At 58.4% G+C, this 22,496-nt stretch carries 19 protein-coding genes; 6 read left to right on the top strand and 13 right to left on the bottom strand.

Annotated features, from left to right (window positions below; translation table 11 throughout):
- Positions 1-120: 120 nt before the first annotated feature.
- The 3 genes from G538_RS0111685 to G538_RS0111675 form a co-directional block, all read right to left on the bottom strand.
- Positions 121-1,077, bottom strand: coding sequence for a MaoC family dehydratase (locus G538_RS0111685; protein WP_035834254.1), 957 nt, complete (start codon positions 1,075-1,077; stop codon positions 121-123).
- Entirely contained in the window at positions 1,077-2,483 is a 1,407-nt protein-coding gene (locus tag G538_RS0111680) for a 3-oxoacyl-ACP reductase (protein WP_035834253.1), read from the bottom strand. Before G538_RS0111680 ends, G538_RS0111685 begins: the two co-directional genes overlap by 1 nt.
- Before the next feature lie 64 nt (positions 2,484-2,547).
- A complete protein-coding gene (locus tag G538_RS0111675; RefSeq protein WP_029069457.1) occupies positions 2,548-3,870 on the bottom strand; it encodes an acetyl-CoA C-acetyltransferase in 1,323 nt (440 codons plus the stop codon).
- Positions 3,871-3,938: 68 nt separating this feature from the next.
- Here G538_RS0111675 and G538_RS0111670 point away from each other — a divergent pair, with 68 nt between their 5' ends.
- Both G538_RS0111670 and G538_RS0111665 read left to right on the top strand, forming a co-directional pair.
- Positions 3,939-4,565, top strand: coding sequence for a TetR/AcrR family transcriptional regulator (locus G538_RS0111670; RefSeq protein WP_035834252.1), 627 nt, complete (start codon positions 3,939-3,941; stop codon positions 4,563-4,565).
- Positions 4,566-4,665: 100 nt separating this feature from the next.
- Positions 4,666-6,738, top strand: coding sequence for an acyl-CoA dehydrogenase family protein (locus G538_RS0111665; protein WP_029069455.1), 2,073 nt, complete (start codon positions 4,666-4,668; stop codon positions 6,736-6,738).
- Positions 6,739-6,755: 17 nt separating this feature from the next.
- On the opposite strand, the gene G538_RS0111660 is transcribed toward G538_RS0111665, so the two are convergent.
- Positions 6,756-7,487, bottom strand: a complete 732-nt coding sequence (locus G538_RS0111660; RefSeq protein WP_157544470.1) for a hypothetical protein — start codon at positions 7,485-7,487, stop codon at positions 6,756-6,758.
- Between the two features lie 194 nt (positions 7,488-7,681).
- On the opposite strand from G538_RS0111660, the gene G538_RS0111655 reads away from it, so the two are divergent.
- Positions 7,682-8,110, top strand: coding sequence for a DoxX family protein (locus G538_RS0111655; RefSeq protein ID WP_029069453.1), 429 nt, complete (start codon positions 7,682-7,684; stop codon positions 8,108-8,110).
- 65 nt (positions 8,111-8,175) lie between these two features.
- On the opposite strand, the gene G538_RS0111650 is transcribed toward G538_RS0111655, so the two are convergent.
- The 4 genes from G538_RS0111650 to G538_RS0111635 all read right to left on the bottom strand — a co-directional run bounded on the left by G538_RS0111650 (position 8,176) and on the right by G538_RS0111635 (position 12,094).
- Positions 8,176-9,054 carry a hypothetical protein gene (locus tag G538_RS0111650; RefSeq protein ID WP_029069452.1) on the bottom strand — a complete coding sequence of 293 codons (879 nt, stop codon included), beginning with the start codon at positions 9,052-9,054 and terminating at the stop codon, positions 8,176-8,178.
- A gap of 189 nt (positions 9,055-9,243) precedes the next feature.
- Entirely contained in the window at positions 9,244-10,209 is a 966-nt protein-coding gene (locus tag G538_RS0111645) for a hypothetical protein (RefSeq protein ID WP_157544468.1), read from the bottom strand.
- The gene (locus G538_RS0111640; protein WP_029069450.1) at positions 10,206-11,141 is read right to left on the bottom strand and encodes a hypothetical protein; all 936 of its coding nucleotides are present in this window, start codon (positions 11,139-11,141) and stop codon (positions 10,206-10,208) included. The genes G538_RS0111645 and G538_RS0111640 overlap by 4 nt, the downstream gene beginning before the upstream one ends.
- Positions 11,142-11,215: 74 nt before the next feature.
- Positions 11,216-12,094, bottom strand: coding sequence for a hypothetical protein (locus G538_RS0111635; protein WP_029069449.1), 879 nt, complete (start codon positions 12,092-12,094; stop codon positions 11,216-11,218).
- A 307-nt stretch (positions 12,095-12,401) separates the two neighbouring features.
- On the opposite strand from G538_RS0111635, the gene G538_RS0111630 reads away from it, so the two are divergent.
- Together G538_RS0111630 and G538_RS0111625 are read left to right on the top strand one after the other, a co-directional pair.
- Positions 12,402-13,886, top strand: coding sequence for a hemolysin family protein (locus G538_RS0111630; protein ID WP_029069448.1), 1,485 nt, complete (start codon positions 12,402-12,404; stop codon positions 13,884-13,886).
- Positions 13,883-14,950, top strand: a complete 1,068-nt coding sequence (locus G538_RS0111625; RefSeq protein WP_029069447.1) for a hemolysin family protein — start codon at positions 13,883-13,885, stop codon at positions 14,948-14,950. Before G538_RS0111630 ends, G538_RS0111625 begins: the two co-directional genes overlap by 4 nt.
- Before the next feature lie 69 nt (positions 14,951-15,019).
- Here the strand turns inward: G538_RS0111625 and G538_RS0111620 are convergent, their stop codons facing one another.
- The 5 genes from G538_RS0111620 to G538_RS18370 form a co-directional block, all read right to left on the bottom strand.
- A complete protein-coding gene (locus tag G538_RS0111620) occupies positions 15,020-15,778 on the bottom strand; it encodes an iron ABC transporter ATP-binding protein (RefSeq protein ID WP_029069446.1) in 759 nt (252 codons plus the stop codon).
- Positions 15,775-16,779 carry an iron chelate uptake ABC transporter family permease subunit gene (locus G538_RS0111615; protein ID WP_051197057.1) on the bottom strand — a complete coding sequence of 335 codons (1,005 nt, stop codon included), beginning with the start codon at positions 16,777-16,779 and terminating at the stop codon, positions 15,775-15,777. The genes G538_RS0111620 and G538_RS0111615 overlap by 4 nt, the downstream gene beginning before the upstream one ends.
- A 117-nt stretch (positions 16,780-16,896) precedes the next feature.
- Positions 16,897-17,940, bottom strand: a complete 1,044-nt coding sequence (locus G538_RS0111610; RefSeq protein ID WP_084618360.1) for an ABC transporter permease — start codon at positions 17,938-17,940, stop codon at positions 16,897-16,899.
- A gap of 25 nt (positions 17,941-17,965) precedes the next feature.
- Entirely contained in the window at positions 17,966-18,916 is a 951-nt protein-coding gene (locus G538_RS0111605; protein ID WP_029069443.1) for a siderophore ABC transporter substrate-binding protein, read from the bottom strand.
- 240 nt (positions 18,917-19,156) lie between these two features.
- Positions 19,157-20,023 carry a DUF2599 domain-containing protein gene (locus tag G538_RS18370; RefSeq protein WP_051197055.1) on the bottom strand — a complete coding sequence of 289 codons (867 nt, stop codon included), beginning with the start codon at positions 20,021-20,023 and terminating at the stop codon, positions 19,157-19,159.
- A gap of 146 nt (positions 20,024-20,169) precedes the next feature.
- On the opposite strand from G538_RS18370, the gene purL reads away from it, so the two are divergent.
- Positions 20,170-22,494, top strand: coding sequence for a phosphoribosylformylglycinamidine synthase subunit PurL (gene purL, locus G538_RS0111595; protein ID WP_029069442.1), 2,325 nt, complete (start codon positions 20,170-20,172; stop codon positions 22,492-22,494).
- The last annotated feature ends 2 nt before the right edge of the window (positions 22,495-22,496 follow it).

Raw genomic sequence — 22,496 nt, 5'->3', positions numbered from 1 at the left:
GACGGGGTAACCGCCTGAACCAACTCGCGACGCGCTCGCCATAAGGCGACGAAGGCCCGCCCCACTGCAGGGGGCGGGCCTTTGTGCGTCAATCAGTTCACCACGCGCTCAAGCGCGGTACTACAGCGGCGAGATCTCCCCGGAAAAGTGCAGCTTCCCGGTTTTAGAGTTCCATCCCACATACGATGCGCCACCAGCATTGTGTGGCGTGATTGCTACGGCAACCTTCTCAGGGAGGAGCACCGGTTTGGCGAACTCCACCGTCCAGCTGTACCGCTCCCCGTGGAGGGGGCGGGCATCGGCCAGGGCGCGTGCCGCGGTGTACATGCCATGGGCGATAGCGCGTGGAAACCCAAATGCTTTAGCGGTGAGCGCTGACAAGTGGATGGGGTTACGGTCCCCGGAGACCGCCGCATATTCACGCCCGATGCCTGCCCCGAGTGACCAGGATCCGGTGGGTAGGGGTGGGGTGAACTCCCGTGCAGCGCCAGTATCATTGCCACGCCCGTGGGTGTAAGTGCCTTTGGCAAGGTACGTGGAAACTCCCCGCCACACAACACCTTCGGGGTCACTCACCTCAACAATAAGGTCAACGCGCGTGCCCTTGAGGTGGCCGCTGAGATTGCTCGCCCACGCGGTGACAGTGAAGGTTTCCCCAACGGTGAGGGTCCGGTCCACGTCAACACGATTCTCTAGGTGCACCATCCCAGCCAACGGCAAAGGGAAGTCAGGTGCAGCCATGACCGCCATCGCCACCGGAAACGCCAACACGTGCACATATCCTGCTGGCAAGTCCTCTGTGCGGGGGAAACCTAGGAGGTTTTGGTATTCGCGGAGCCCTTGAGGGTTCGCGGTAACACCGCGCACTTTTAGGGCAACATCGGGGAGGGACCGATGCCTGTCATCGATAGTGGCGGTGCGCTGCTTCGGGCGCAGCGCATCGGGAAGAATCCGGGCACCCAACCGGGCCACATCCGCCGGGTCAGGCGTCAGAGCTTTCGCGTAGAGCGCCATTAACGACGGGACGCGGTCAAGTTCACGCACAGTCCCAGGGCGGTCAATAGGAGGCAAAGTCATTAGGCACCCACCATGTTTTGCCCGCACACGCGCACCACTTCACCATTGATTCCACCCGTTGCGGGGGAGGCAAGGAAAGCGATAGTTTCCGCAACATCGACGGGTTGCCCACCTTGCTGCAACGCATTAAGCCGGCGTGCTACTTCTCGGGTGGCGAGCGGGATCTTGGTGGTCATGGCCGTTTCAATGAATCCGGGCGCTACAGCGTTAATGGTTCCGCCGTGCTCAGCGAGAGCACGAGCGCTCGCTGCAACCATCCCAATCACTCCACCTTTTGAGGCGCCGTAGTTGGTTTGCCCACGGTTGCCCGCAATCCCAGACGTTGACGCCAACGACACGATGCGCGGCGCGTCACGAAACCGGTCAGAAGCCAAGAACTGTTCATTCATGGCTAGCTGCGCACTAATGTTCACGTCAATGACGGAATCCCACCGGGCGTTATCCATGTTGGCAAGCAGTTTGTCACGGGTGATCCCGGCATTGTGGATCACAATATCGATCCCGCCATGACGTTCCACCGCGTGGTCAATAATGCGCTTCCCGGCATCAGGGGAGGTGATATCCAACTGCAGGGCTGTGCCAGAAATCTTGTTAGCAACCTTGGACAATGACTCACCCGCAGCAGGCACATCAACAGCCACCACGCGCGCCCCATCACGAGCTAACGTCGCAGCAATAGATGCCCCAATACCCTGCGCGGCGCCAGTAACAACAGCGACCTTACCCGCCAGCGGTTTCTCCCAATCCTGGGGTACGTGCCCAGTATCAGAACTAATCGTCACCGGTTGACCATCAACAAACGCAGACTTCGCAGACAACAAAAATCGCAAAGCCGCCAACGCCGGAGTACCAGTCACCGTTGCGTCATCACGCAACACTAAAGCGTTTGCGGTTGCGCCATTGCGCAGTTCCTTAGCCACGGACCGCATCGCTGACACTACGCCTTGGCGCACTGCAGCCTGAGCAGGGGACGATGCGTCTGCCGCATCACGGGAAACAAACACCACCCGGCCACTACTCGCCAGCGCACGCAACGTGCCCCCCAACGCAAGCATCGCATCGGATAAGTCACGCGGATGTTCCGCCTGGGTTGTCACCACAATAACGGCACCCCAACGGGTACCTTCTGCTGTGTGCGGGGAACGCCGCACATCAATGGTTTCGTCACTGCCCAACCCGTTAAGCAGCAACCCGGCAACAGCGTCGGCGTCACTCGCAGCGCTGCCCGTGCCACCAGTACCAGCCGCATTACCCGCACCAGCGGACAGCACCAACACCGGCCCAGTGACCGGAGGCGCACCCGGGGTGTGACGGCGCAACTGCACCGGCTGCGGTAAACCAAGTTTCTTCGCGAGCTTCTTCCCAAACCCGCTCTTCACAAATGACGTATAACGATCCTGAGGCATGATGGTCCTTTCGCATCGGAACGCAGCCCCACACTCACAGTGCGGACTACAAAAAGCGGGTCAATTAAGCAGATTCCACAATGGCCACAGCACCCAAGCCACCAGCAGCACACACAGACACCAACGCCCGCGCCGGCTTACCCGTGCTCGCAGCACGCTCATGCAACAACTTCGCAACCCCAGCAAGAATCCGAGCACCAGTAGCCGCAAACGGGTGACCAGCAGCAAGAGAAGACCCCGTGACATTCAAGCGCTCGCGGTCGATAGCTCCTAGAGCCTGGGGGAGGTTTAGTTCGGTGCGGCAGTATTCGTCGTCTTCCCATGCAGCTAGGGTGGTGAGCACGGTCGCGGCGAACGCTTCATGGATTTCGTAAAAGTCGAAGTCTTGGAGGGTTAGGCCGTTGCGTTCGAGCAGGCGAGGCACCGCGTGAACTGGTGCCATGAGTAACCCTTCACGACCGTGTACGTAGTCAACGGCAGCCGTTTGGGCATCCACAAAACGGGCAAGAGGTGTGAGGTTGCGCTTCTTGGCCCACTCGCGGTTAGCGACCAACACAGTCGATGCGCCATCGGTGAGGGCAGTGGAGTTCCCTGCCGTCATTGTGGCTGGTGTAGAGAGTGACTTTCCAAAAGCTGGCGATAGCGAGGCGAGTTTCTCCAGTGAGGTGTCCTCGCGGAGGTTTTGGTCACGGCTCAGCCCCCGGAATGGGGTCACTAAATCATCAAAGAATCCGTTGTTGTATGCCCGGGCTAAATTGTGGTGCGAGTTGTAGGCAATAAGGTCTTGGTCTTCACGGGAAATCTCCCACTTTGCGGTGGTGATTGCCTGATGCTCGCCCATGGACAGTCCGGTGCGTGGCTCATCGGTGCGAGGGTTCGCGGGCGCTAAGTCTTTTGGTCGCACCGTGGCGAGCGCTTTGGCGCGCTGTCCGAGGGTTTTTGCGTAGGAGGCCTGGAGGAGGGCGGACCGCAGACGGTCTGAGATGGCGATGGGCGCATCGGACACGGTGTCAACACCACCTGCGATGGCGGAATCAATTTGGCCGAGGCGAATCTTGTTCGCCACTGTAATGAATGCTTCGAGGCCTGTGGCGCAGGCTTGTTGCAGGTCAAATGCTGGAGTGGTGGGGGATAGTGCGGAACCCAGCACGCTTTCGCGCACGAGGTTGAAGTCGCGTGAATGTTTCAACACCGCGCCAGCGACTACCTCACCAAGTTGCTCGCCTTGCAGGCCATAGCGTGCCACCAAACCGTCGAGTGCGGCGGTGAACATGTCCTGGTTGGAGGCGCCGAGGTAGCGTGACCCTGCGCGGGCGAACGGGATACGATTGCCGCCAACGATGACGGCATCCTGCAGGTTGGGGGCCGATGTGGTGGTGTCGGGCACGGTTTCTCCTCGCGTCGTTGCTGAATGAGACTTTTATAGAACTCACAGTACCTGATACTCTGAGTATCGTGAGTGCAATCACAGAGAAAACCCCCGATGACGGGCGATCCACCCGCTGGGACGAGCATCGAGCTACCCGGCGGCGCGACCTAGCGCGCGCTGCCCGCAAAGCGGTGCACCTCCACGGAACAGACATTTCCATGGACGAGATCGCCGCCCACGCAGGCACCTCCAAATCCATCATGTACCGCTACTTCACCGATAAAACCGGCCTACAACAGGCAGTCAGTGAAGAAGTTATGCAGCAAATACGTGACGCCCTCGAAACCGCCGCGCACACCGCTACCACCCCACGTGAAGCACTACGCAACATGGTGTCCGCCTACCTCGAAATGATCGAGCACTCACCTAACGTCTACTACTTCGTGACCCGTGACGCATCCGGGCTCCCCTTCCTCGACCTCATGATCGACCTGCTTGCCACTCCCTTCGCGCAAGAAATGAACGCACCGGACGCCGATGCCCGGGCATGGGGTGCAGGTGCAGTCGGCTTCGTGCGGGGAACCGGCGAATGGTGGCTGCACCACCTTGGCGGCAACGACATCCCCACCCGCCCCGAACTCACCGACCGCATCACCACATGGTTGTGGAGCGGCCCCATCTCGACCCTCGTTCGCCAGCGAACAACCTCCTAACAACCACCCCACCGGACAAAACAACGCAAGGTAACCCCTGAACTAACCGAACAAACTGGCACAACCGCACCAGGCGCATCGACACAAAGGAGTGAGCGACATGACTGCCGTTTCGGACCGCCCCACCCAGGCGGGCACCCACGCCCCAACAATCAACCACGACTACCTGGCAGAACACCTGCTCGGGCGGTGGGCTGACCTGCGAAAAGTCGCACGCAACCTCGCCCGCGACGAACGGCTCATCCGTGACCCACACCTACCCATGGACGAACACCGCGAACGCGTCCTCGAACAACTGAAAATCTTGGTCAACGAAGCCCAAGTACTCCGCGCATTCCCCACCCGCATGGGCGGGAAAGACGACGCCGGTGGCGGCATCGCCGGATTTGAAGAACTCGTTGCCGCGGACCCCTCGCTACAAATCAAATCAGGCGTCCAATGGGGGCTTTTCTGCGCCGCGATCCACCACCTCGGCACCGAAGAACAACAAGACCGGCTCCTCGAAAACGCCATGCGACTCGTTGTGCCCGGCGCATTCGCCATGACAGAAATCGGCCACGGATCAGACGTAGCCTCCATAGGCACCACAGCAACATTCGACACCACAACTGGTGACTTTGTCCTCAACACCCCGTTCCGCGCCGCTTGGAAGGACTACCTCGGAAACGCCGCCCGCCACGGAACCACAGCAGTCGTCTTCGCCCAACTCATCACCAACGGTGTCAACCACGGCGTCCACGCCTTCTACGTACCCATCCGCGAAACCCTCGACGACGGTTCAGCTGGAGACTGCCTACCCGGCATCCAATCCGAAGACGACGGACTTAAAGGCGGACTCAACGGGATCGACAACGGCCGGCTCGCATTTGACCACGTGCGTGTCCCGCGCGAAAACCTCCTCGCCCGCTACGGCAGCGTCACTGAAGGTGGCAACTACAGTTCCCCCATCGACAGCCCCGGGCGGCGCTTCTTCACGATGCTCGGCTCACTCGTCCAAGGGCGCGTGTCACTTGACGGCGCAGCAGGAGTAGCCTCAAAAATCGCACTATCCACAGCGATCACCTACGGCAATCAACGCCGCCAATTCACTGGCGCATCAGAACACGATGAAACAGTGATCATGGACTACCAAACCCACCAACGGCGCCTCCTGCCACTGCTAGCGGAAGTGTACGCAGGGCACTTTGCGCACGACCGCCTTCTTGACCTATTCCACGCAGTGTTCTCCGAAGAGGGCATGGACACCCCCGAAACCCGTGAAGACCTCGAAACCATGGCAGCGGCCCTCAAGCCCACCTCCACGTGGCGGGCACTACACACCCTCCAAACCGCGCGTGAAGCGTGCGGCGGTGCAGGTTTCATGGCCGAGAACCGGCTTGTTGGGTTACGCCAAGACCTCGACATTTATGTCACCTTCGAAGGGGACAACACTGTTCTGCTGCAACTGGTGGGCAAGCGGCTGCTGTCTGACTACGCCAAACAGTTCAAAGGCATTGACGGTATTGGTATGGCCCGGTTTGTTGTTGAACGCACCGCTGACACCGTGCTCTACAAAACGCCATTGAACCGCACCGTCCAATCAATCCGTGATTCTGGGCTTCGCCGCCGCTCCGCCACTGAACTACGCGATGAAGAAACCCAACGGGAACTCCTCACCGACCGTGTGGAAACCATGGTGGAAACCCTCGCGCAAGCGCTGAGGCCAGCATCAAAAATGAGCCAAGAAAAAGCTGCGGCACTTTTCAACTCCCACCAGGCCGAACTCATTGACGCAGCGAAAGCACACGCAGACCTCCTCCAATGGGAAGCTTTCACCAAAGCGCTCCTCGACGTCGAAGACGACGACACCCGCACCATCCTCACCTGGGTGCGTGACCTCTACGGCCTGCACACGGTGGAAAAAAACCTCGCGTGGTATCTCATTCACGGGCGCCTTTCGGGGCAACGAGCACAAACTGTGACGTCCTACATTGACCGTCTGCTGTTGCGTTTACGGCCCCACGCACAAGACCTTATTGACGCGTTCGGGTTAGACGACGGTTTGGTGCGGGCAACAATCGCCACCGGAGTGGAACAACGACGCCAAGACGAAGCGCGCGCCTACTACCGTAAACAACGCGCATCAGGGAACACGCCAGTTGCCGAGAAAGCACTGAAAAAGTCGCAACGATAACTGGGGCGGCGCTGCGGTTAAGCGTAGTGCGCCTGGCGGCGTTGAAGGACTAGCGCAACTCCAACCGAGAGGGCGGCTGCTACACCGATGATCACAAAGGGTGACACACCAGGTGAGTAGTCGTCCTCAAGGGCGCGGGCCGCATTGGCCTGAGCGGTGAGTGTTCGGAATTCATCGGCGCTGAGTGTTTCTTGTCCGAAAGTTTCACGTGTGTTGTCATCGAGTGCACGCACTGTGCTGCCATCTGCGCTTATTTCTGCTGAAACGCCAATGTCTGTGCCATAAATCGCGCCTTCGGGCCACTCCTCGAAGGCGGCAAGAATTTCTTCTTTTTCGCCGCCCATTTGGATAAATTCACCGTTGACATCGACGGTGTAAGCACCTTGAGGTTTGCCGTCAACATATTGAACAGCTATATACCGATCCGGCAGGTGCGCGAAATCGCTGTCCGTGAGAGGCCCTGAGGCTTTTTCGTCCAGTTCAATGTACGCGGTGCGCAACGGTTCACTGTAGGTGACGGCGCTTGTGGCCGCCGAAGTTGCGGACCTAGCCTGCTCTGCTGTGACATTTCCGTCGTACTCCAAGAGGTCGAGGGCCTGGTTAAAGAGATCGCTGCCTGGCTGGAAAGCCTCTTGCACAACATGAGGAGTATCAAGAGTCTCTGGCGGGTCAGTGGCATGAGCTGGTGAGAGTGGGGCCACAACGAGTAATGAACCTGCCAAGAGCATCCGGCCATATCGTTTTGTCACAATGAACTCCCCGTGATTGCTGAGCTGACATAGTGGTTGGCTCTCTCAGTCAGTTCATGTCACGACTACTCCGCCGATTACTCGTAAAAGGTAAAAGTGATCGTTCTGTTATGACCTATCAGCGGGCAGTGCCGGACAGGCGGGTTGCTGCTGTGTGGGAGGCACGAATGGTTACTGGGCGGTAGCGTGAGGCTATGAGCTCTCACAACACTGCAGTGCAACGTCGCAGCCCAGCGCGTACGATCGCCCGGGTTTTGCTTGGCCTTGCGCTGATCTTCGCTGGAACCAGCCACCTTACTTTTGCGCGCGAGGAGTTCGACGCGCAGGTACCTAGTTGGGTGCCCATGGACCGTGACACTGTGGTCCTGATTTCTGGGGGAGTGGAGATCACCCTTGGGGCGATGCTTATTGCTGCCCGAAAGCGCCGTGGTCTGGTTGGCGTGGTGACGGCGTTGTTCTTTATCGCGATTTTCCCGGGCAACATTGCGCAGTGGATGGATCAGCGTGATGCTTTCGGGTTGGACACGGACACAAAACGCTTTGTGCGGTTATTCTTCCAACCGCTTCTTGTGGTGTGGGCATGGTGGTCAACGGGACCGCGGGAACGCCGCCGCAAAGACTGATCCTTCACGGCGGCGCAGCGTGGAACGCGCACTGAGAGCGGTCATGTGGGGTGGTGACGATGGCCCTAGGCGCAGGCTGCTACTTCATCAGCGATGTCCTCAGGTGTGGGAGTAGGGTTTTCCTTGGTGTACTGAGTAAATGACTGGTATTCGCCGACTTCGGTCGTGAGCATAGGCCATTCTTCGAGGTTGATCTGGCTTGGTTGGAAGTCAGCCGTCAGCGCGCCATCTTTGGCCCACGCGCACGTGTCATTGGTGGTGACCACGTTTGATGAGAAGTTCCAACTTGATTCCCGATCGGACCATTCAACGTCGGGGGAGTTGAGCGAGTACCAGCGGTACACCGGAAGGGCACGTTCAATGCCCTCAGGGTCGACGTATCGGTAGACGACACGCCATGCAAGAGTGAGCGTTACACCGGGTACACCGTCCTCGTACTCTTTTTCCTTTGCGTGCCAAGCGTAGGTGTAGGCAGAGGTGTCAAGCAGGGTTGAACCTGTGGGAAGCCGGGTAGCCCATGCCATTCCTTGGGTTGGGTATGTGCCCGCTTCGGTGGGCGTGAGGTGCTCGTTCATCATGCCCACTATCCGGTAGGGCAAAACTCGGGAGATGCTGTCTGCCGTGGCGTCAAGATCTTCCGTGAGCAGGACACGCTCTTCAGTCGTTGCGACCTTCGCAAAGTTGCTGATCTCTTTGCTCATGAACTTCATGTCCGCGGCAGAAAAATCGCCCGTGCTCTTGTCAAAGGGCTGTGGTGCGAACTCAGAAAGCGGTTCCCATTCGGAGAGTGCCTCATCGAGAGCTGCGTTGTCTGGCCCATGCTCTGGTGCGGCAGGTGATTCTTGGGAGGAGTTTCCAGCGTCGGAGGGTGACAGCACGGAACAGCCTGTCAGGAGTGTAGCTGTGAATAGTACAGCGAAAAATGGTGTGAGTTTCTTAGTCATCGTGTTCCTCAGGAGGTTAATGCCATGTGGCATCGTGAGGTTAGCAGCAGAGCGAATCAGGTGCCGTCCTCTTCGCTCCATGCATGCGTTTTGTGTGGCGGGGAGTACTCACCTCCCCGCCACACTCAATGACCGCGATACGGTTGATCACACGCTCGGACGATGCCGGTTACGGTGTTTCCGTGCTGGTCACGTTGTTGTGGGTTGGCATGCTGATGCGACCTCTTTGAGTTCGCCCTTTGTTAGTGGTTCGGGAGCGCCGCCCCAGTCATCAAAGGTTTCAAACGCGTCATGAGGAGTTGTCAGGGTTTTGTATTCTTCAACATCGACATCATTGAGTTCTTGCCCCGTTATCACGCCATCTAGGTGCATTACGCAGCGGTCAAAAGGAGAGGCAACCGCTGCGTGGAAATTCCACCTCGAACTCTGCGACGAACTTTGGACGCTATCGGTGCCGAGAGCGAGCCATCGGGCGACAGGTAAAGCTCTTATGACACCATCGGCATCTTCGTAGCGATACACAATTCGCCAAAACAACGTGAGTTCGACACCTGGCGTGCCATCCTCATAGGTAAATTTCTCGGCATGCCAGGAATGGGTAAACACCGAGCTATCAAGTATGACCGATCCGCTAGGAAGGCGATTTGTGAACAACCGAATATCCTCAGGATAGATGCCATCCGCAGTGCGAGTGAATGCGTCTTCTACAAGGTCTTGCACATTAGCTGGGAGCCATCGGATTGCATCTTTTTTCAGTTTTTGGGTGTCCTCTGCGAGAAGTGACCGTTCATAAGCCGTCATTCCCCACGCGAAGCGGTTGATGCTACGACTCATTACTTGCATCTCATCGGCTGTGAAATCGCCGAATGGTTTGTCATAGGCGGGAATGTTGAAATCAGAGAGCGGCTGCCAGTCCTTGACCGCTTCATCAAGCGCCGGGTTGTCTGGAGCGGGTTGTTGTTCTTGATCGTCACCGGTGGTTCCCTCGCCCCCATCTGCGCTATGCGTGGCACCGCTGGGGTCGTCGGGTGACGCTGCGTCGCTGTTACTAGCGCATCCGGCGAGAAGGCTTACTGCCACCAAGAGGGCAAGGGCTGAACGTGAGTTCCGCATCGTGGGCGTGGAGGCTTGTGTGGCTGTTCGGGTGTTTGTCATGATGCGGCGCATTCTTTGAAGATTTTCTTCCATTGTTTTTCAGTGGGGGCGGGGTGTTCTTCGTTGTAGTCCACAGCGGAGATGTATTCATCAGCGGGTGTTGTGAAGAAGAGGTGGGATTCAACGTCGAGGTCCTCTGGAGTGTCCTGTGTTGTGAAGACACCGTCATTAAGCCGTGCGCAATGATCCATCTCGAACGCGCCATACGTGCCGAGGCTCCAGGCGCCTAGTGTGGTGATGTCACGGAACTTCACACTTTCCGAGGTTTCGACAGTGATCCACCGGGTTACGGGTACTGCTCGCACAACCCCATCAGGGTCTTCAAAGTGGTAAAGCACGCGCAACATGAGGCGCAGCGTTGCGCCGGGCTTTGCATTTGAATATTCCGTAGTACTTGCATCCCACGCGTAGGTCGCGACAGACGTGTCGAGCAGAGTGGAGCCGGGGGGAATCCGGGTGGCAAGGTGAGCCCAAATCAGTCCGAAATTATTATTTTTTGGTTTCGCGAAATAGTTATTTGGGTCAAACTCTTTATCTGTCATCAAAGGTGAGGCCCATTTTTTGTAAACCTTATTCAGATCTTTGAGATCCTCTGCGAGCAAAGCCTGATCATCAAGCATCATGTTATTGACGTAATTGATGATCCAGTTGCTTGCAGTTCGCATTTCTCGTGCGCTGAGTTGTTCCTGCGCCACTCCATACGGTTCGATGCGTAACTGGGATAGCGGTGTCCACTCGGCTACCGCATCGGCAACTGGTTGTGGAAGCGCGAGGGGATCTGGTTCTTCAACAGCGGGCTCTTCAGGAGCGTCAGTTTGTGCACTTGTGTCAGCAGTAACCTCCTCAGCAGAAGGTTCCTGTGGTTGCGTTGCGCAACCAGTGAGCAGTGCCCCTGTGATCAGAAGAGCCAACACGGTTGTGGGTGCGTGCATGTTTGTCCTTGCGCGTGAAGATGACTGAAAACCTGATTGAACGCCCCATGAATGGGACGAAAAGAAGCGACGGATCATGCTGAATCACCTGCACAAGCGGCTTTTTCTTCCGCGTCCTGTTCTTCAGTGGGTTCAGGGCGCTCCGCAGCGTAGTCGTCGTAGGACAGAAACTCATCAGGGGCAACGGTGAAGAACTCCCAAGAGGTCTCCATTTCACTGGGCTGGAGTGGGGTTGAGATTTCCCCGTCAAACAGCACCGAACATCTGTCATACGCCCCTGCCACGGCAGTGTCTTTGGACCACCATGCAGTATTGGATGACAAAATTGGATCATCAGTTGTCACGCTGTACCAGCGGATAAACGGGACCGCGCGAACCACACCATCAGGGTCTTCAAAACGGTACAAGATACGCCAAAACAGGGTCAGTTCCACCCCTTTTTCGCCGCCCTCATATTCATATTCCTCTGCCTGCCATGCGGAGGTGTACACCGAGGAGTCAAGAAGAGTGGAGCCTTTGGGGAGCCGGGTTGCATAGTAGGGCCAACCGGAGTCTCGGGAGCCGTCATCTTGGGTGGAGAACTCCTCCAACTTCTCCACGTCCTGCGGCAGCCACGGGATGACAGCGTCGCGGCTTTCTTTCAAACTGTCTGCAAGGATTGTGCTTTCTTCCGCAGTGGAAACCCGGGCGTAATTAAGGATTTCATCACTCATGACCCGTAATTCGGCGGCAGAGAAATCCCCAACTTTTTCCGAGTACCGCTCAGGGTTGAAGTCACTGAGCGGCTGCCACTGGGAGATTGCCTCCTCAAGTTCGGGGTTGTCTGGGCCTGGCGCGGGTTCAGCTGTTTCCGTGTTCTCAGCGCTGGGTTCATCGGTTGGTGTGCTTGTGGCGCACCCGGTGAGTAGTGCGGCAGTGAGTGCAAGCGCCCATGCTGCGTGTGTCTTAGTCATCGTTCCCTCGGTAAGTTAAAAGCCGTGTAGCCCTGAGACGCTACCAAGCAACACAAGGGGTGGAACGTTCCACAAGTGGGTTATCCACAGGAAGATGTCTCACACGGGGCATGGTCCCCATCTAGGTGTGAAGCGCACTGCGAAAAACTCAGTACATCTACCGGGAACAGCACACTGCCCTTTACAGTTAGATGTATTGGCGCACGAGCGCCCCTCAAACACGCCACAAGAGAAAGGCCATCGTGGACAACCCTGGTCATAGTCCCAGCCACCTCCCCCCATCTGAACGCATCGGGGAGGTGGACCAGTGGAAGTGATCTCGATCATCGCAGCGATCGTTCTTATCGCTGGATGTGGCATGTTCGTTGCCGCCGAATTCTCACTCATCACCGTCAACAAAAACACCGTCAAAGCGCACGCCGAAGCTGGCGACCGCAAAGCAGCAGGTGTTCTTCAGTCGATAACAACCCTGTCCACTCAACTTTCTGGCGCACAACTGGGAATCACGGTGACGAACTTGGGTATCGGTTTCGTCGCAGAGCCCGCCATCGCGCAACTCGTTCAACCCACACTCGCAGGTTGGGGACTCAGCGACGGACAATCACGATCAGTGTCCGTGGTCATCGCCCTCGTTCTAGCAACCGGCGCCACCATGATTTTCGGTGAACTAGTCCCAAAAAACCTAGCCATCGCTAAACCCTGGGAAACAGCCCGTGCAGTTGCCGGATTCCAACGCGGATTCGTTACCGCAACAAAACCTCTCATCCGGTTCTTCAACGGCACCGCCAACAAAGTCATCGGCACCATGGGCATCGAACCCCAAGAAGAACTTGCCTCAGCACGGTCAGCCGAGGAACTCGCATACCTTGTCCGCCACTCCGCTGACCAAGGCGCACTGCCCATCGAAACAGCGCAACTCGTGGAACGCTCCTTTGCCTTCGGTGAACGCCGGGCGCACGATGCCATGACACCGCGATCCCGCATGATCACCATCGCCCCACAAGACAGCGCTCAACACGTACTTATCACCGCACAACAAACCGGATACTCCCGGTTCCCCGTCATGGAACCAGGTAGCGACCATGTCGCCGGAATCGTGCACGTCCGCGGTGCACTATCTGTCCCCCATGGGCAACGAACCACCACACAAGCTCACACCGTGATGGGTGAAGCAACACTCGTACCCGACACCCTCGAACTCGATGACCTGATGGACACCCTGCGATCCGGGCACCTCCAAATGGCGATGCTCATCTCCGAAACCGGAGACATCGCAGGCCTCATTACCCTCGAAGACCTCGTTGAAGAACTCGTCGGTGAAGTACGCGACGAACACGACCCACAAGACGGGTCCATCGAAGTGATCTCCGACCACTCATGGAACATCGACGCCTCCATGCGCCCCGACGAAGTCATCAACGCCATCGGGTTCCCGATCCCCGAACACGAAGACTACGAAACCCTCGCCGGGCTCATGAACCTCAACCTCGGACGCATCGCAAGCGTCGGCGACGTCCTGCTCATCAGCGCAGACGGAACCGTGCTCGAAGACGACGACACCGACAACGCAAACGCCATCAAAAACGGGCCACGCGCCCGCCTCATGGTCACAGAAGTTGACGGACACCGGGTAGACCGCATCCTTATCACCACGCACGGAATGCACAAACACCACAACGAACACCACGGGCACAGCGCAACATCCGGAGCTAGCCCAGCAAGCGCAACCAGCGCATCAAGCCCAACCGGAACCCGAACCACCCGCACCAGCACTCAGGAGAGCCGAGCATGAGCCCCCTCACCGGAATCCTGATCACCATCGCGCTACTCGCCGCTAACGCATTCTTCGTTGGCGCAGAGTTTGCGCTCATCTCCGCACGCCGCAGCATCATCGAACCACGCGCCCAACAGGGCGGGCGCGCCGCCCGCATGACACTGTGGGGCATCGAACACGTCTCCCTCATGATGGCCACCGCACAACTAGGCATCACCGTGTGCTCCCTCGCATTGGGATACGTCGCCGAACCCGCAATCGCCCACCTCCTGGAAGAACCGTTCCACGCAGCCGGGGTACCAGACGTCCTCGTCCACCCCATCGCATTCGCCATCGCACTATCACTCATCACCTACCTCCACGTGGTATTTGGTGAAATGGTCCCCAAAAACATTGCGCTCGCAGGGCCGGAACGCATGGCGTTCCTCCTAGGTCCAGTGCTTGTGGTGGTGTACACGGTATTTTCGCCGGTGCTAAAAATGTTCAACGGCATCGGAAATGGTGTGCTGCGTTTGATGAAAGTTGAACCCAAAGACGAAGTCACCTCAGTGTTTACCCGTGATGAAGTTTCTGGGCTCGTTGAAGAATCTCGCGACGGCGGCCTCATCACCGCAGAGGACGAACAACTTCTCCTCAACGCCCTGACTTTCCAGTCACGTTCGGTGGAAAATATTGTTTTGCCGATGCCCACTATGCGTTGCCTGCCATACAGTTTCACAGCCGCTCAAGCGGAGGAAGTCGCCCTGGCCGGGTTCTCGCGATTCCCCGTCCTTGGGCCGGTTGATATTGATGGTGACACGGGGCGGCCTGTTGGGTACGTTCACGTCAAAGACTTCCTTGTCATCCCTGATGGTCAACGGGACCAACCTGTTTCTCGTGACGTGATCCGCACAATGCCACTGGTGTCAAGCAGCGACTCGTTGCAAAAGGTGCTGTCCACCATGCAGCGTGCCGGTGCTCACCTTGCCTTGGTGAACGATGCGCAGGGTGAGTTGCTGGGCGTGGCAACGTTGGAGGACGTGCTGGAGGAGCTCGTTGGCCAAATCCGTGATGACTCCCGGGTGGCTCGCGCCGTGCGGTGACGTTCTGGTGTTGGCAGGTTTGTCGGATGCTGGTTGCGTCTACCGGCATGCCCCAGCAGCGCATCGTGCTTAGGTGAAATACACCCCGATGCGCTGGTCACCGATTGTCTCAATGCGGATGTCAATGTCGTAGATGGTCCGTAAAACGTCAGGTGTCATGATGTCCGCTGGGGTTCCTTGGCACATGAGTTCACCGTCACGCATCGCCAGGATGCGGTCGGAGTAGCAGGACGCGAAGTTGATGTCGTGCACAACGACCACCACGGTTTTCCCGAATTCGTCTGCCATGCGGCGGATCAGTTTCATGGTTTCGACGGAGTGTTTCATGTCGAGGTTGTTGAGTGGTTCGTCGAGCAGAAGGTAGTCGGTGTCTTGTGCGAGCACCATGGCGATGAAGGCGCGTTGCCGTTGCCCCCCGGAGAGTTCGTCAACGAATTTCTCCGCCATTGGGGTTAAGTCAAGCTGCTCTAACGCCCGGTCGATGTGTTCCCGGTCAACGCTTGTGAGGCGCCCTTGAGAGTGGGGGAACCGCCCAAAACCGACAAGGTCGCGGACGGAGAGGCGCATCGTGAGGTGGTTTTCTTGCCGGAGGATCGCCATTTTTTTCGCTAGGTCACGGCTTGCGGTGGCGGTGACATCTAAACCGCTGACACTGATGGTTCCGGAATCCATGGGGGCGAGGCGTGAGATGAGGGAGAGTAGGGTGGTTTTGCCGCTGCCGTTGGGGCCAATGATGGAGGTCACTCCACCTGCGGGGATGTCAACGGTGACGTCGTTGACAGCAACGAGGGTGCCGAAACTTTTGCGGGCTTGGTCAACGCGGATCATCTCAGGGAGCCTTTCAACAGCAAGGTCAGGAACAAGATCCCGCCCACAAATTCGATAACAATGGATAGTGCGGTGCTGAACCCGAAGACGTGTTCTAGCACGAGTTGCCCACCAACCAGTGTGATGACACCGAGTAGGGACGTGATGATCAGGAGCCAGGTGTGGCTGAATGTGCGGCACATTTGGTAGGCGAGGGATGCGACGAGCAACCCGAAGAACGTCACTGGTCCAACGAGCGCGGTGGACACTGACACGAGCAGTGAGCACAGGACCAGCACCCCCATCACAACACGGTGGTGGTTTATGCCGAGGTTGATGGCGTGGGAGCGGCCTAGTGCCATGACATCGAGGGTGTGGCGCATGCGCCACGCTATTGCGCAGCACAGCGCTACGATTCCGGCGGAAATCCATACGAGCATCGGGTCAACGAGGTTGAATGATGCGAAGAAGAGGTCTTGCAGCACGATGTATTCGCTGGGGTCCATGAGTCGTTGCAGCAGGGACGCGAACCCGCGGAAGAGCGTGCCGAGCACGATACCGACAAGCAGCATGAGGTGCAGGGACGCGGTGGCGCCGGTGAACATCCACCGGTAGAGCGCGACGGAGAAGGTCACCATGAGCACAATTTCGAGCACAAACCGCAGGGATGGGTCAGTGGTGAGCCAGGTTGATGCCCCGAAGAGGAACACCACAACGGTTTGCAGCAGGATGTAGAGCGCGTCGAATCCCATGATGGAGGGGGTAAGGATCCGGTTGGCGGTTACTGTTTGGAACAGGATGGTGGATACCGCGACTGCGATGGCGACGAGCACCATGGCGCTGACTCGGGTGATGCGTCGCGGCAGGATGTAGCTGATGTTTCCCTCTAAGCCCAGAGTGAGGAAAACGGTGACTGCGGTGACGGCGAGGACCCCAAGTATCGCAGTCACGGCGACTGGTGAAAGCCCGCGGCGGCTGATGATGCTGGTGGGTGAGTCGAGGGCGCGTGCTGGGTTGGGCATCGGCGGGTCCTGTGGTGAGTGGGGCGGAAGCTTATGTGCGGTGTTGCGTGCAGGGCGTGGGTGCGAGGTGTGCTGCGGCGTGCGTGTAGCGGACGATGCGCGGCCTGGCTGGTGTAGTTACAACCGGTTTTTGGCGCGTTGCCGGATGAGCATGACGAGGAAGAATGATGCCCCGATGACGCCCATCACCATGGAGACGGGAACCTCGTAGGGGTAGCGGATGGTGCGGCTAATAATGTCGCACACCAGGACAATCCCCGCCCCGAATACTGCGGTCCAGGGCACTGCTTTACGCAGGTTGTCACCAAAGATCAGTGATACCAGGTTGGGTACGACCAACCCGAGGAAGGGGATTGCCCCGACTGTAACGACAACGACTGCGGTAATGAGCGCCACGATGCTCATGCCCAGGCGCATGATGGTGCGGTAGTTCAGGCCCAGGTTGGTGGTGAAGTCTGCGCCCATGCCAGCGACGGTGAATCGGTCTGCGGCGAGGTAACCAATGAGGGTGAGGGCCGCGACGATCCAGAGCAGTTCGTAGCGCCCGCGGAGCACTCCGGAGAAGTCCCCGATCATCCAGGTGTTGAGTGTTTGAAGGAGGTCGTACCGGTAAGCAAAGAATGTGGTGATGGCGCTGATGACCCCGCCGAGCATGATGCCTACGAGTGGCACAAGCAACGTGTTGCGGGTGGGAAGGCGCGAGATGATGGTCAAAAATATCCAGGTGCCAACAAGTGCGGCAACGGCGGCGACCCCCATTTTTCCTAGCACGGGAGTTGCGGGCAGGAATATTGTGACCGCGAGGATGCCTAGCATGGCTGATTCCACGGTGCCGACCATGGAGGGCTCAACAAACCTGTTACGGGCCATTTGTTGCATGATGAGCCCGGCGACAGCCAGGGCCATGCCTGCGAGGATGACCGCGATGGTGCGCGGAACGCGGGAGATCAGCAGGATGTCCCATGCGTTGGTGTCGCCTGCGATGAGTTTCGGCAAGGTGACGTCTGATACTCCGACGAACATGGATGCTGCGGCGAGCAGGAGCACACCGATGATTCCAAGGGTCAGGGGTAGCGCGGTGCGAGAACGGCCAGCGGCCGTGCTCGGTACTGGTGTACCGGGCACGGCCGTAGCGGTTGTGGTCACGAGCGAAGTGGCCATGGTGTGTTGCCTTGTGTTGTCTGGATTACAGGGCTGAGGCGACCTGGTCAATCATGGTGGGCAGGTTGTTCAGGCCGTAGCCCACGAGGTACCAGGACCCTGCGTCCAAGCTGATGATTTTGTCGTTCTTCGCTGCGTCGGTTGAGTCGACGAGTTCGTTGTCGAGGACTGCTGCGGAGGCGTCTGTGGATTCTCCGAATGCGGCGTCACGGTCGATCGCGAAGATGTTTGCGGGGTTGGCTTCTTTGATGAACTCGAAGGAGACGGCTTCACCGTGTGGGCCTTCGGATTTCACATCAGCAGCGGTGGGGAAGCCGAGGACGTCGTGGATGAGTCCAAAGCGTGAGCCGGCACCGTAAGCGGTGACTTCGGTGGCTGAGGTCATGAGGATCAGTGCGCTACCAGCGTTTGGTGCTTCTGCGGCGACGGCGGCGATTTGCTCGTCGATGCCGGTGAGTTTCGCGGTTACTTCTTCTTCTTTGTCAAAGATTTTGCCGAGTGTTTCGGTGTGCTCTTTGAAGGAGGGCAGTGGGTCAGCGGCGTCGACTGTGAGGTCAATGGTGGGGGCGATTTCGCTGAGCTCTCCATAGGCTTCAGAGGCACGTGCGGAGATGATGATGAGGTCTGGGTCTCCGGCGGCAATGGCTTCGAAGTCTGGTTCTTTCATGGACCCGATTTTGGTGTATTCCTCACCAGAGTATTGGGTCAGTGACGCAGGGTAGACCGCTTCAGGGACACCGGTGACGTCGACGCCAAGAGAGGTGAGTGAGTCAAGGACACCTAGGTCGAAGGTGTACACCTTTTCAGGGTTGACGGGGACGTCAGTGGTGCCTTGTGCGTGGGTGATAGACACAGTCGCGGCATCTGCTTGGTCGACAGTAGTTTCGCCTGAGGCGGTGGAGCTGCACGCTGCGGTGGCGAGCAGCGCGGCGACAACTGCGCCTGTTCCAAGGGTGGTGCGGAGAGAGGTCTTCACGGGGTGTACTTCCTTGCCAGTGGACGGTCATGTGCGGCGCATTTACACAACAATGTTGTTGCGTAATGGACCAGGTGACTGTAACCGTATAGGTGAGGCTTGCCTTACCGCAACCCGCTGTCTCGTTCCACGGTCGAAAGTGTCGAAATCGTTACCAAAGATGGGACGACTTCACCCGCCGCGCGTTTGTCGCCCCTCACCGGCGACTGGATATCCACTAGTCACCTTCCGCCAGGCAGGTCACGGGTTACACCGCGCAATAACAAACTCAGCAAGCGACACATCAGGCCGCCACGGCTCTAAATTCCACGAATCCTTACCCGGCGCACCCATCGCATGGCACGCAAACTGCTTCTCCATCCCCGGAACATCTGCCCCAGCATCCTGAGCCAACACATCCCCCCACCCATAAGCCGCGACCGTCAACCCGCCCGCACGCCCCCACGCACTAGGCACCACAGCCAACGACTCCCCACCTTCGCGCTGAAACCACGACACAGAATCCACCGCCCCAACACCCACCACCGCACCCACACCGCCAGAGAGGTCCGCTCCATCAGGCGTTTCAACGCTCAACGTCACGCCGTCATCACCCACAGCCGCCAACCATGACAACGCAGCCCCATCAGCAGCCACCGGCCGCGAAGCCCCCACCGCAAAATCATCCCCAACTAACACGGCAAGCGACCCATCAAGCTGGACATCAACACTGAGATCCCCTCCCGAAGAAGACCACGGAACACTCACCACAGTCAGCGTCTCGCCACCCACCGGAAAATCCACCTCAGCACCAGAGCGCACATCGCCAGAAACCGCTCCAGCACCAGGCGCTGACACCGCAGCCTCGCCCGTAGCTCCGCCGTCCACCGCAATCAACGCAACCGGCCACACCGTCTGCGCGTCACCATCGCCTGAACTACCACCACTCAAGCCATCACTGCTGGCCCCATCGCCATGAACATCACCGTCACCCGGAGTCGGCCCAGCACTCTCCTGCGGCCCGATGCTCGCCCCATCCCGCCCCGGTGTCTCACCTGTGGGCGTGCACCCGCCAAGACCACACACCAGCGCCACCGCCGCCACAACAAAAACTGCCATCCCCTTCATCCCACCACCATGACACACCCCATCACGTTAAGCGCTTTGCCCCAGCGAGTTGAGACACCAACAAGCCCCACCACTGGGACGGGCTAGAATCGTAGGGTCTTGCCGATGCGCTGAACGCGCCGAGCACACCACTCATGAGGGAACGAATGACTGCCTCCAGCAAGCCCACCCTAGACACCGTCGAGCACGCCGCGAGCACCCCAGACGAGGAACAGCCCTACGCTTCCCTTGGCCTCAAGGACGACGAATACCAACGTATCCGTGACATCCTTGACCGCCGGCCCACCGCAGCCGAGCTCGCCATGTACTCGGTCATGTGGTCGGAGCACTGCTCCTACAAATCCTCCAAAGTGCACCTGCGCAAATTCGGGGACAAAACCACCACCGAGATGACCAAAAACCTCCTCGTCGGCATCGGCGAAAACGCAGGTGTGGTCGACATCGGCGAAGGCTGGGCCGTCACCTTCAAAGTCGAATCCCACAACCACCCCAGCTTCGTTGAGCCCTACCAGGGCGCCGCAACCGGGGTAGGCGGAATCGTCCGCGACATCATCTCCATGGGCGCGCGCCCCGTCGCCGTCATGGACCAACTGCGCTTCGGCGACGTCAACCACCCAGACACCGCCCGCGTCGTCCACGGCGTGGTCGCCGGTGTTGGCGGCTACGGAAACTCCCTAGGACTCCCCAACATTGGTGGAGAACTCGTCTTCGACTCCTGCTACCAAGGCAACCCGCTCGTCAACGCGCTCGCAGTGGGTGTGTTGCGTCATGAGGACATCCACTTGGCCAACGCCACAGGTGTGGGTAACAAGGTTGTGTTGTTTGGTGCGCGCACTGGTGGTGACGGAATTGGTGGGGCGTCGATTCTCGCCTCGGAAACCTTCGAAGATGGTGTCCCCACGAAGCGCCCATCCGTGCAGGTGGGTGACCCCTTCATGGAGAAGGTCCTCATTGAGTGCTGCCTTGAACTGTTCCACGCAGGTGTTGTTGAGGGTATTCAAGACCTCGGCGCTGCCGGGATCTCGTGTGCCACCTCAGAACTAGCGTCTAACGGTGACGGCGGAATGCACGTGTGGTTGGATGACGTGCTGCTGCGTGACCCATCACTGAATGCTGGTGAGATCCTCATGTCGGAATCTCAAGAGCGCATGATGGCTGTGGTGCACCCGGACAAGTTGGATGCGTTCCTCGCGATCACCAGCAAATGGGACGTAGAGTCCTCTGTTGTTGGTGAAGTGAACAACTCGGGGCGTTTGACTATTGATCACCATGGGCAACGCATTGTTGATGTTGACCCGCGCACTGTCGCCCATGAGGGCCCTGTGTATCACCGCCCGTATGCGCGCCCTGCCTGGCAGGATGCGTTGAACCGGGACACCACGGTGGTTTCTGGTTTGGCGCGCCCCGCCACGGGTGATGGGTACCGGGCGGCTGCGTTGCGGATTCTTGGTTCCCCGAACCACAGCTCTAAAGAGTGGGTCACCAACCAGTATGACCGGTTTGTTCAGGGTAATACTGCGCTGGCTCAACCTGACGATGCCGGTGTGATCCGGGTGGATGAGTCCACCAACCTGGGTGTTTCTATCGCTACTGACGCTAATGGCCGCTACGCGAAGTTGGACCCACGCACGGGTGCGCAACTGGCTTTGGCTGAGGCGTACCGCAATGTCGCCGCGTCTGGTGCCCGCCCTATGGCGGTCACGGACTGCTTGAACTTTGGTTCACCAGAAGACCCCGATTCCATGTGGCAACTGGTGGAGGCCATCGAAGGTCTCGCAGATGCCTGCATGGAACTCAGCGTTCCTGTGACCGGTGGAAACGTGTCGTTGTACAACGGCACGGGTGAGCCTGGGAAAATTGACTCCTCCATTCACCCCACCCCTGTTGTGGGCGTTTTGGGTGTCATTGACGATGTTCGCCATGCGGTGACGTCAGGGTGGCGCACCGAGGGTGACGCTATTTACTTGCTGGGCACTACCCGTGATGAGTTGGACGGTTCCGCGTGGGCTGATGTTATCCACTCTCACCTTGGTGGGGTTCCTCCTATTGTGAACCTGCCAGCAGAGCGCGCACTGGGCGCTGTGCTGGTTAATGGTGCACGGGATTCGCTGGTTTCTGCGGCGCATGACCTGTCTGATGGTGGTTTGATTCAGGCGTTGCTGGAATCAAGCATGCGGTATGGGGTGGGGGCAACCATCGACATTAAGGCCGTTGCGCAGCGCGATGGCATTAGTGAGTTTGCAGTGTTGTTCTCTGAGTCCACAGCTCGCGCGGTTGTTGCTGTGCCGCGTGATGAAGAGGTGCGGTTTGTTGATTCGCTGGTGGGACGTGGTGTGCCGTACCTGAAGATCGGTGTGGTTGGCCATGAGGTTGATGGTGAAGCGGCCCTTGAGGTTGAGGGTCTGTTCACGATTCCTGTGGCTGAAGCACGCACTGTATTCACCGCGACGCTGCCGCAACTGTTTGGCTGATT

The organism is Jonesia quinghaiensis DSM 15701 (assembly GCF_000423205.1).
In the GTDB taxonomy this organism is placed as follows: Bacteria; Actinomycetota; Actinomycetes; order Actinomycetales; family Cellulomonadaceae; genus Jonesia; species Jonesia quinghaiensis.
Note: the sequence above shows the minus strand (reverse complement) of the source record. Positions and strands in the feature narration are given on the sequence as shown.

Excerpts from the sequence above, each read along its gene's own strand:
- G538_RS0111685 (WP_035834254.1), bottom strand. The coding sequence starts at position 1,077 with ATGACTTTGCCTCCTATTGACCGCCCTGGGACTGTGCGTGAACTTGAC.
- G538_RS0111680 (WP_035834253.1), bottom strand. The coding sequence starts at position 2,483 with ATGCCTCAGGATCGTTATACGTCATTTGTGAAGAGCGGGTTTGGGAAG.
- G538_RS0111665 (WP_029069455.1), top strand. The coding sequence starts at position 4,666 with ATGACTGCCGTTTCGGACCGCCCCACCCAGGCGGGCACCCACGCCCCA.
- G538_RS0111655 (WP_029069453.1), top strand. The coding sequence starts at position 7,682 with ATGAGCTCTCACAACACTGCAGTGCAACGTCGCAGCCCAGCGCGTACG.
- G538_RS0111650 (WP_029069452.1), bottom strand. The coding sequence starts at position 9,054 with ATGACTAAGAAACTCACACCATTTTTCGCTGTACTATTCACAGCTACA.
- G538_RS0111645 (WP_157544468.1), bottom strand. The coding sequence starts at position 10,209 with ATGACAAACACCCGAACAGCCACACAAGCCTCCACGCCCACGATGCGG.
- G538_RS0111640 (WP_029069450.1), bottom strand. The coding sequence starts at position 11,141 with ATGCACGCACCCACAACCGTGTTGGCTCTTCTGATCACAGGGGCACTG.
- G538_RS0111635 (WP_029069449.1), bottom strand. The coding sequence starts at position 12,094 with ATGACTAAGACACACGCAGCATGGGCGCTTGCACTCACTGCCGCACTA.
- G538_RS0111625 (WP_029069447.1), top strand. The coding sequence starts at position 13,883 with ATGAGCCCCCTCACCGGAATCCTGATCACCATCGCGCTACTCGCCGCT.
- G538_RS0111620 (WP_029069446.1), bottom strand. The coding sequence starts at position 15,778 with ATGATCCGCGTTGACCAAGCCCGCAAAAGTTTCGGCACCCTCGTTGCT.
- G538_RS0111615 (WP_051197057.1), bottom strand. The coding sequence starts at position 16,779 with ATGCCCAACCCAGCACGCGCCCTCGACTCACCCACCAGCATCATCAGC.
- G538_RS0111610 (WP_084618360.1), bottom strand. The coding sequence starts at position 17,940 with ATGGCCACTTCGCTCGTGACCACAACCGCTACGGCCGTGCCCGGTACA.
- G538_RS18370 (WP_051197055.1), bottom strand. The coding sequence starts at position 20,023 with ATGAAGGGGATGGCAGTTTTTGTTGTGGCGGCGGTGGCGCTGGTGTGT.
- purL (WP_029069442.1), top strand. The coding sequence starts at position 20,170 with ATGACTGCCTCCAGCAAGCCCACCCTAGACACCGTCGAGCACGCCGCG.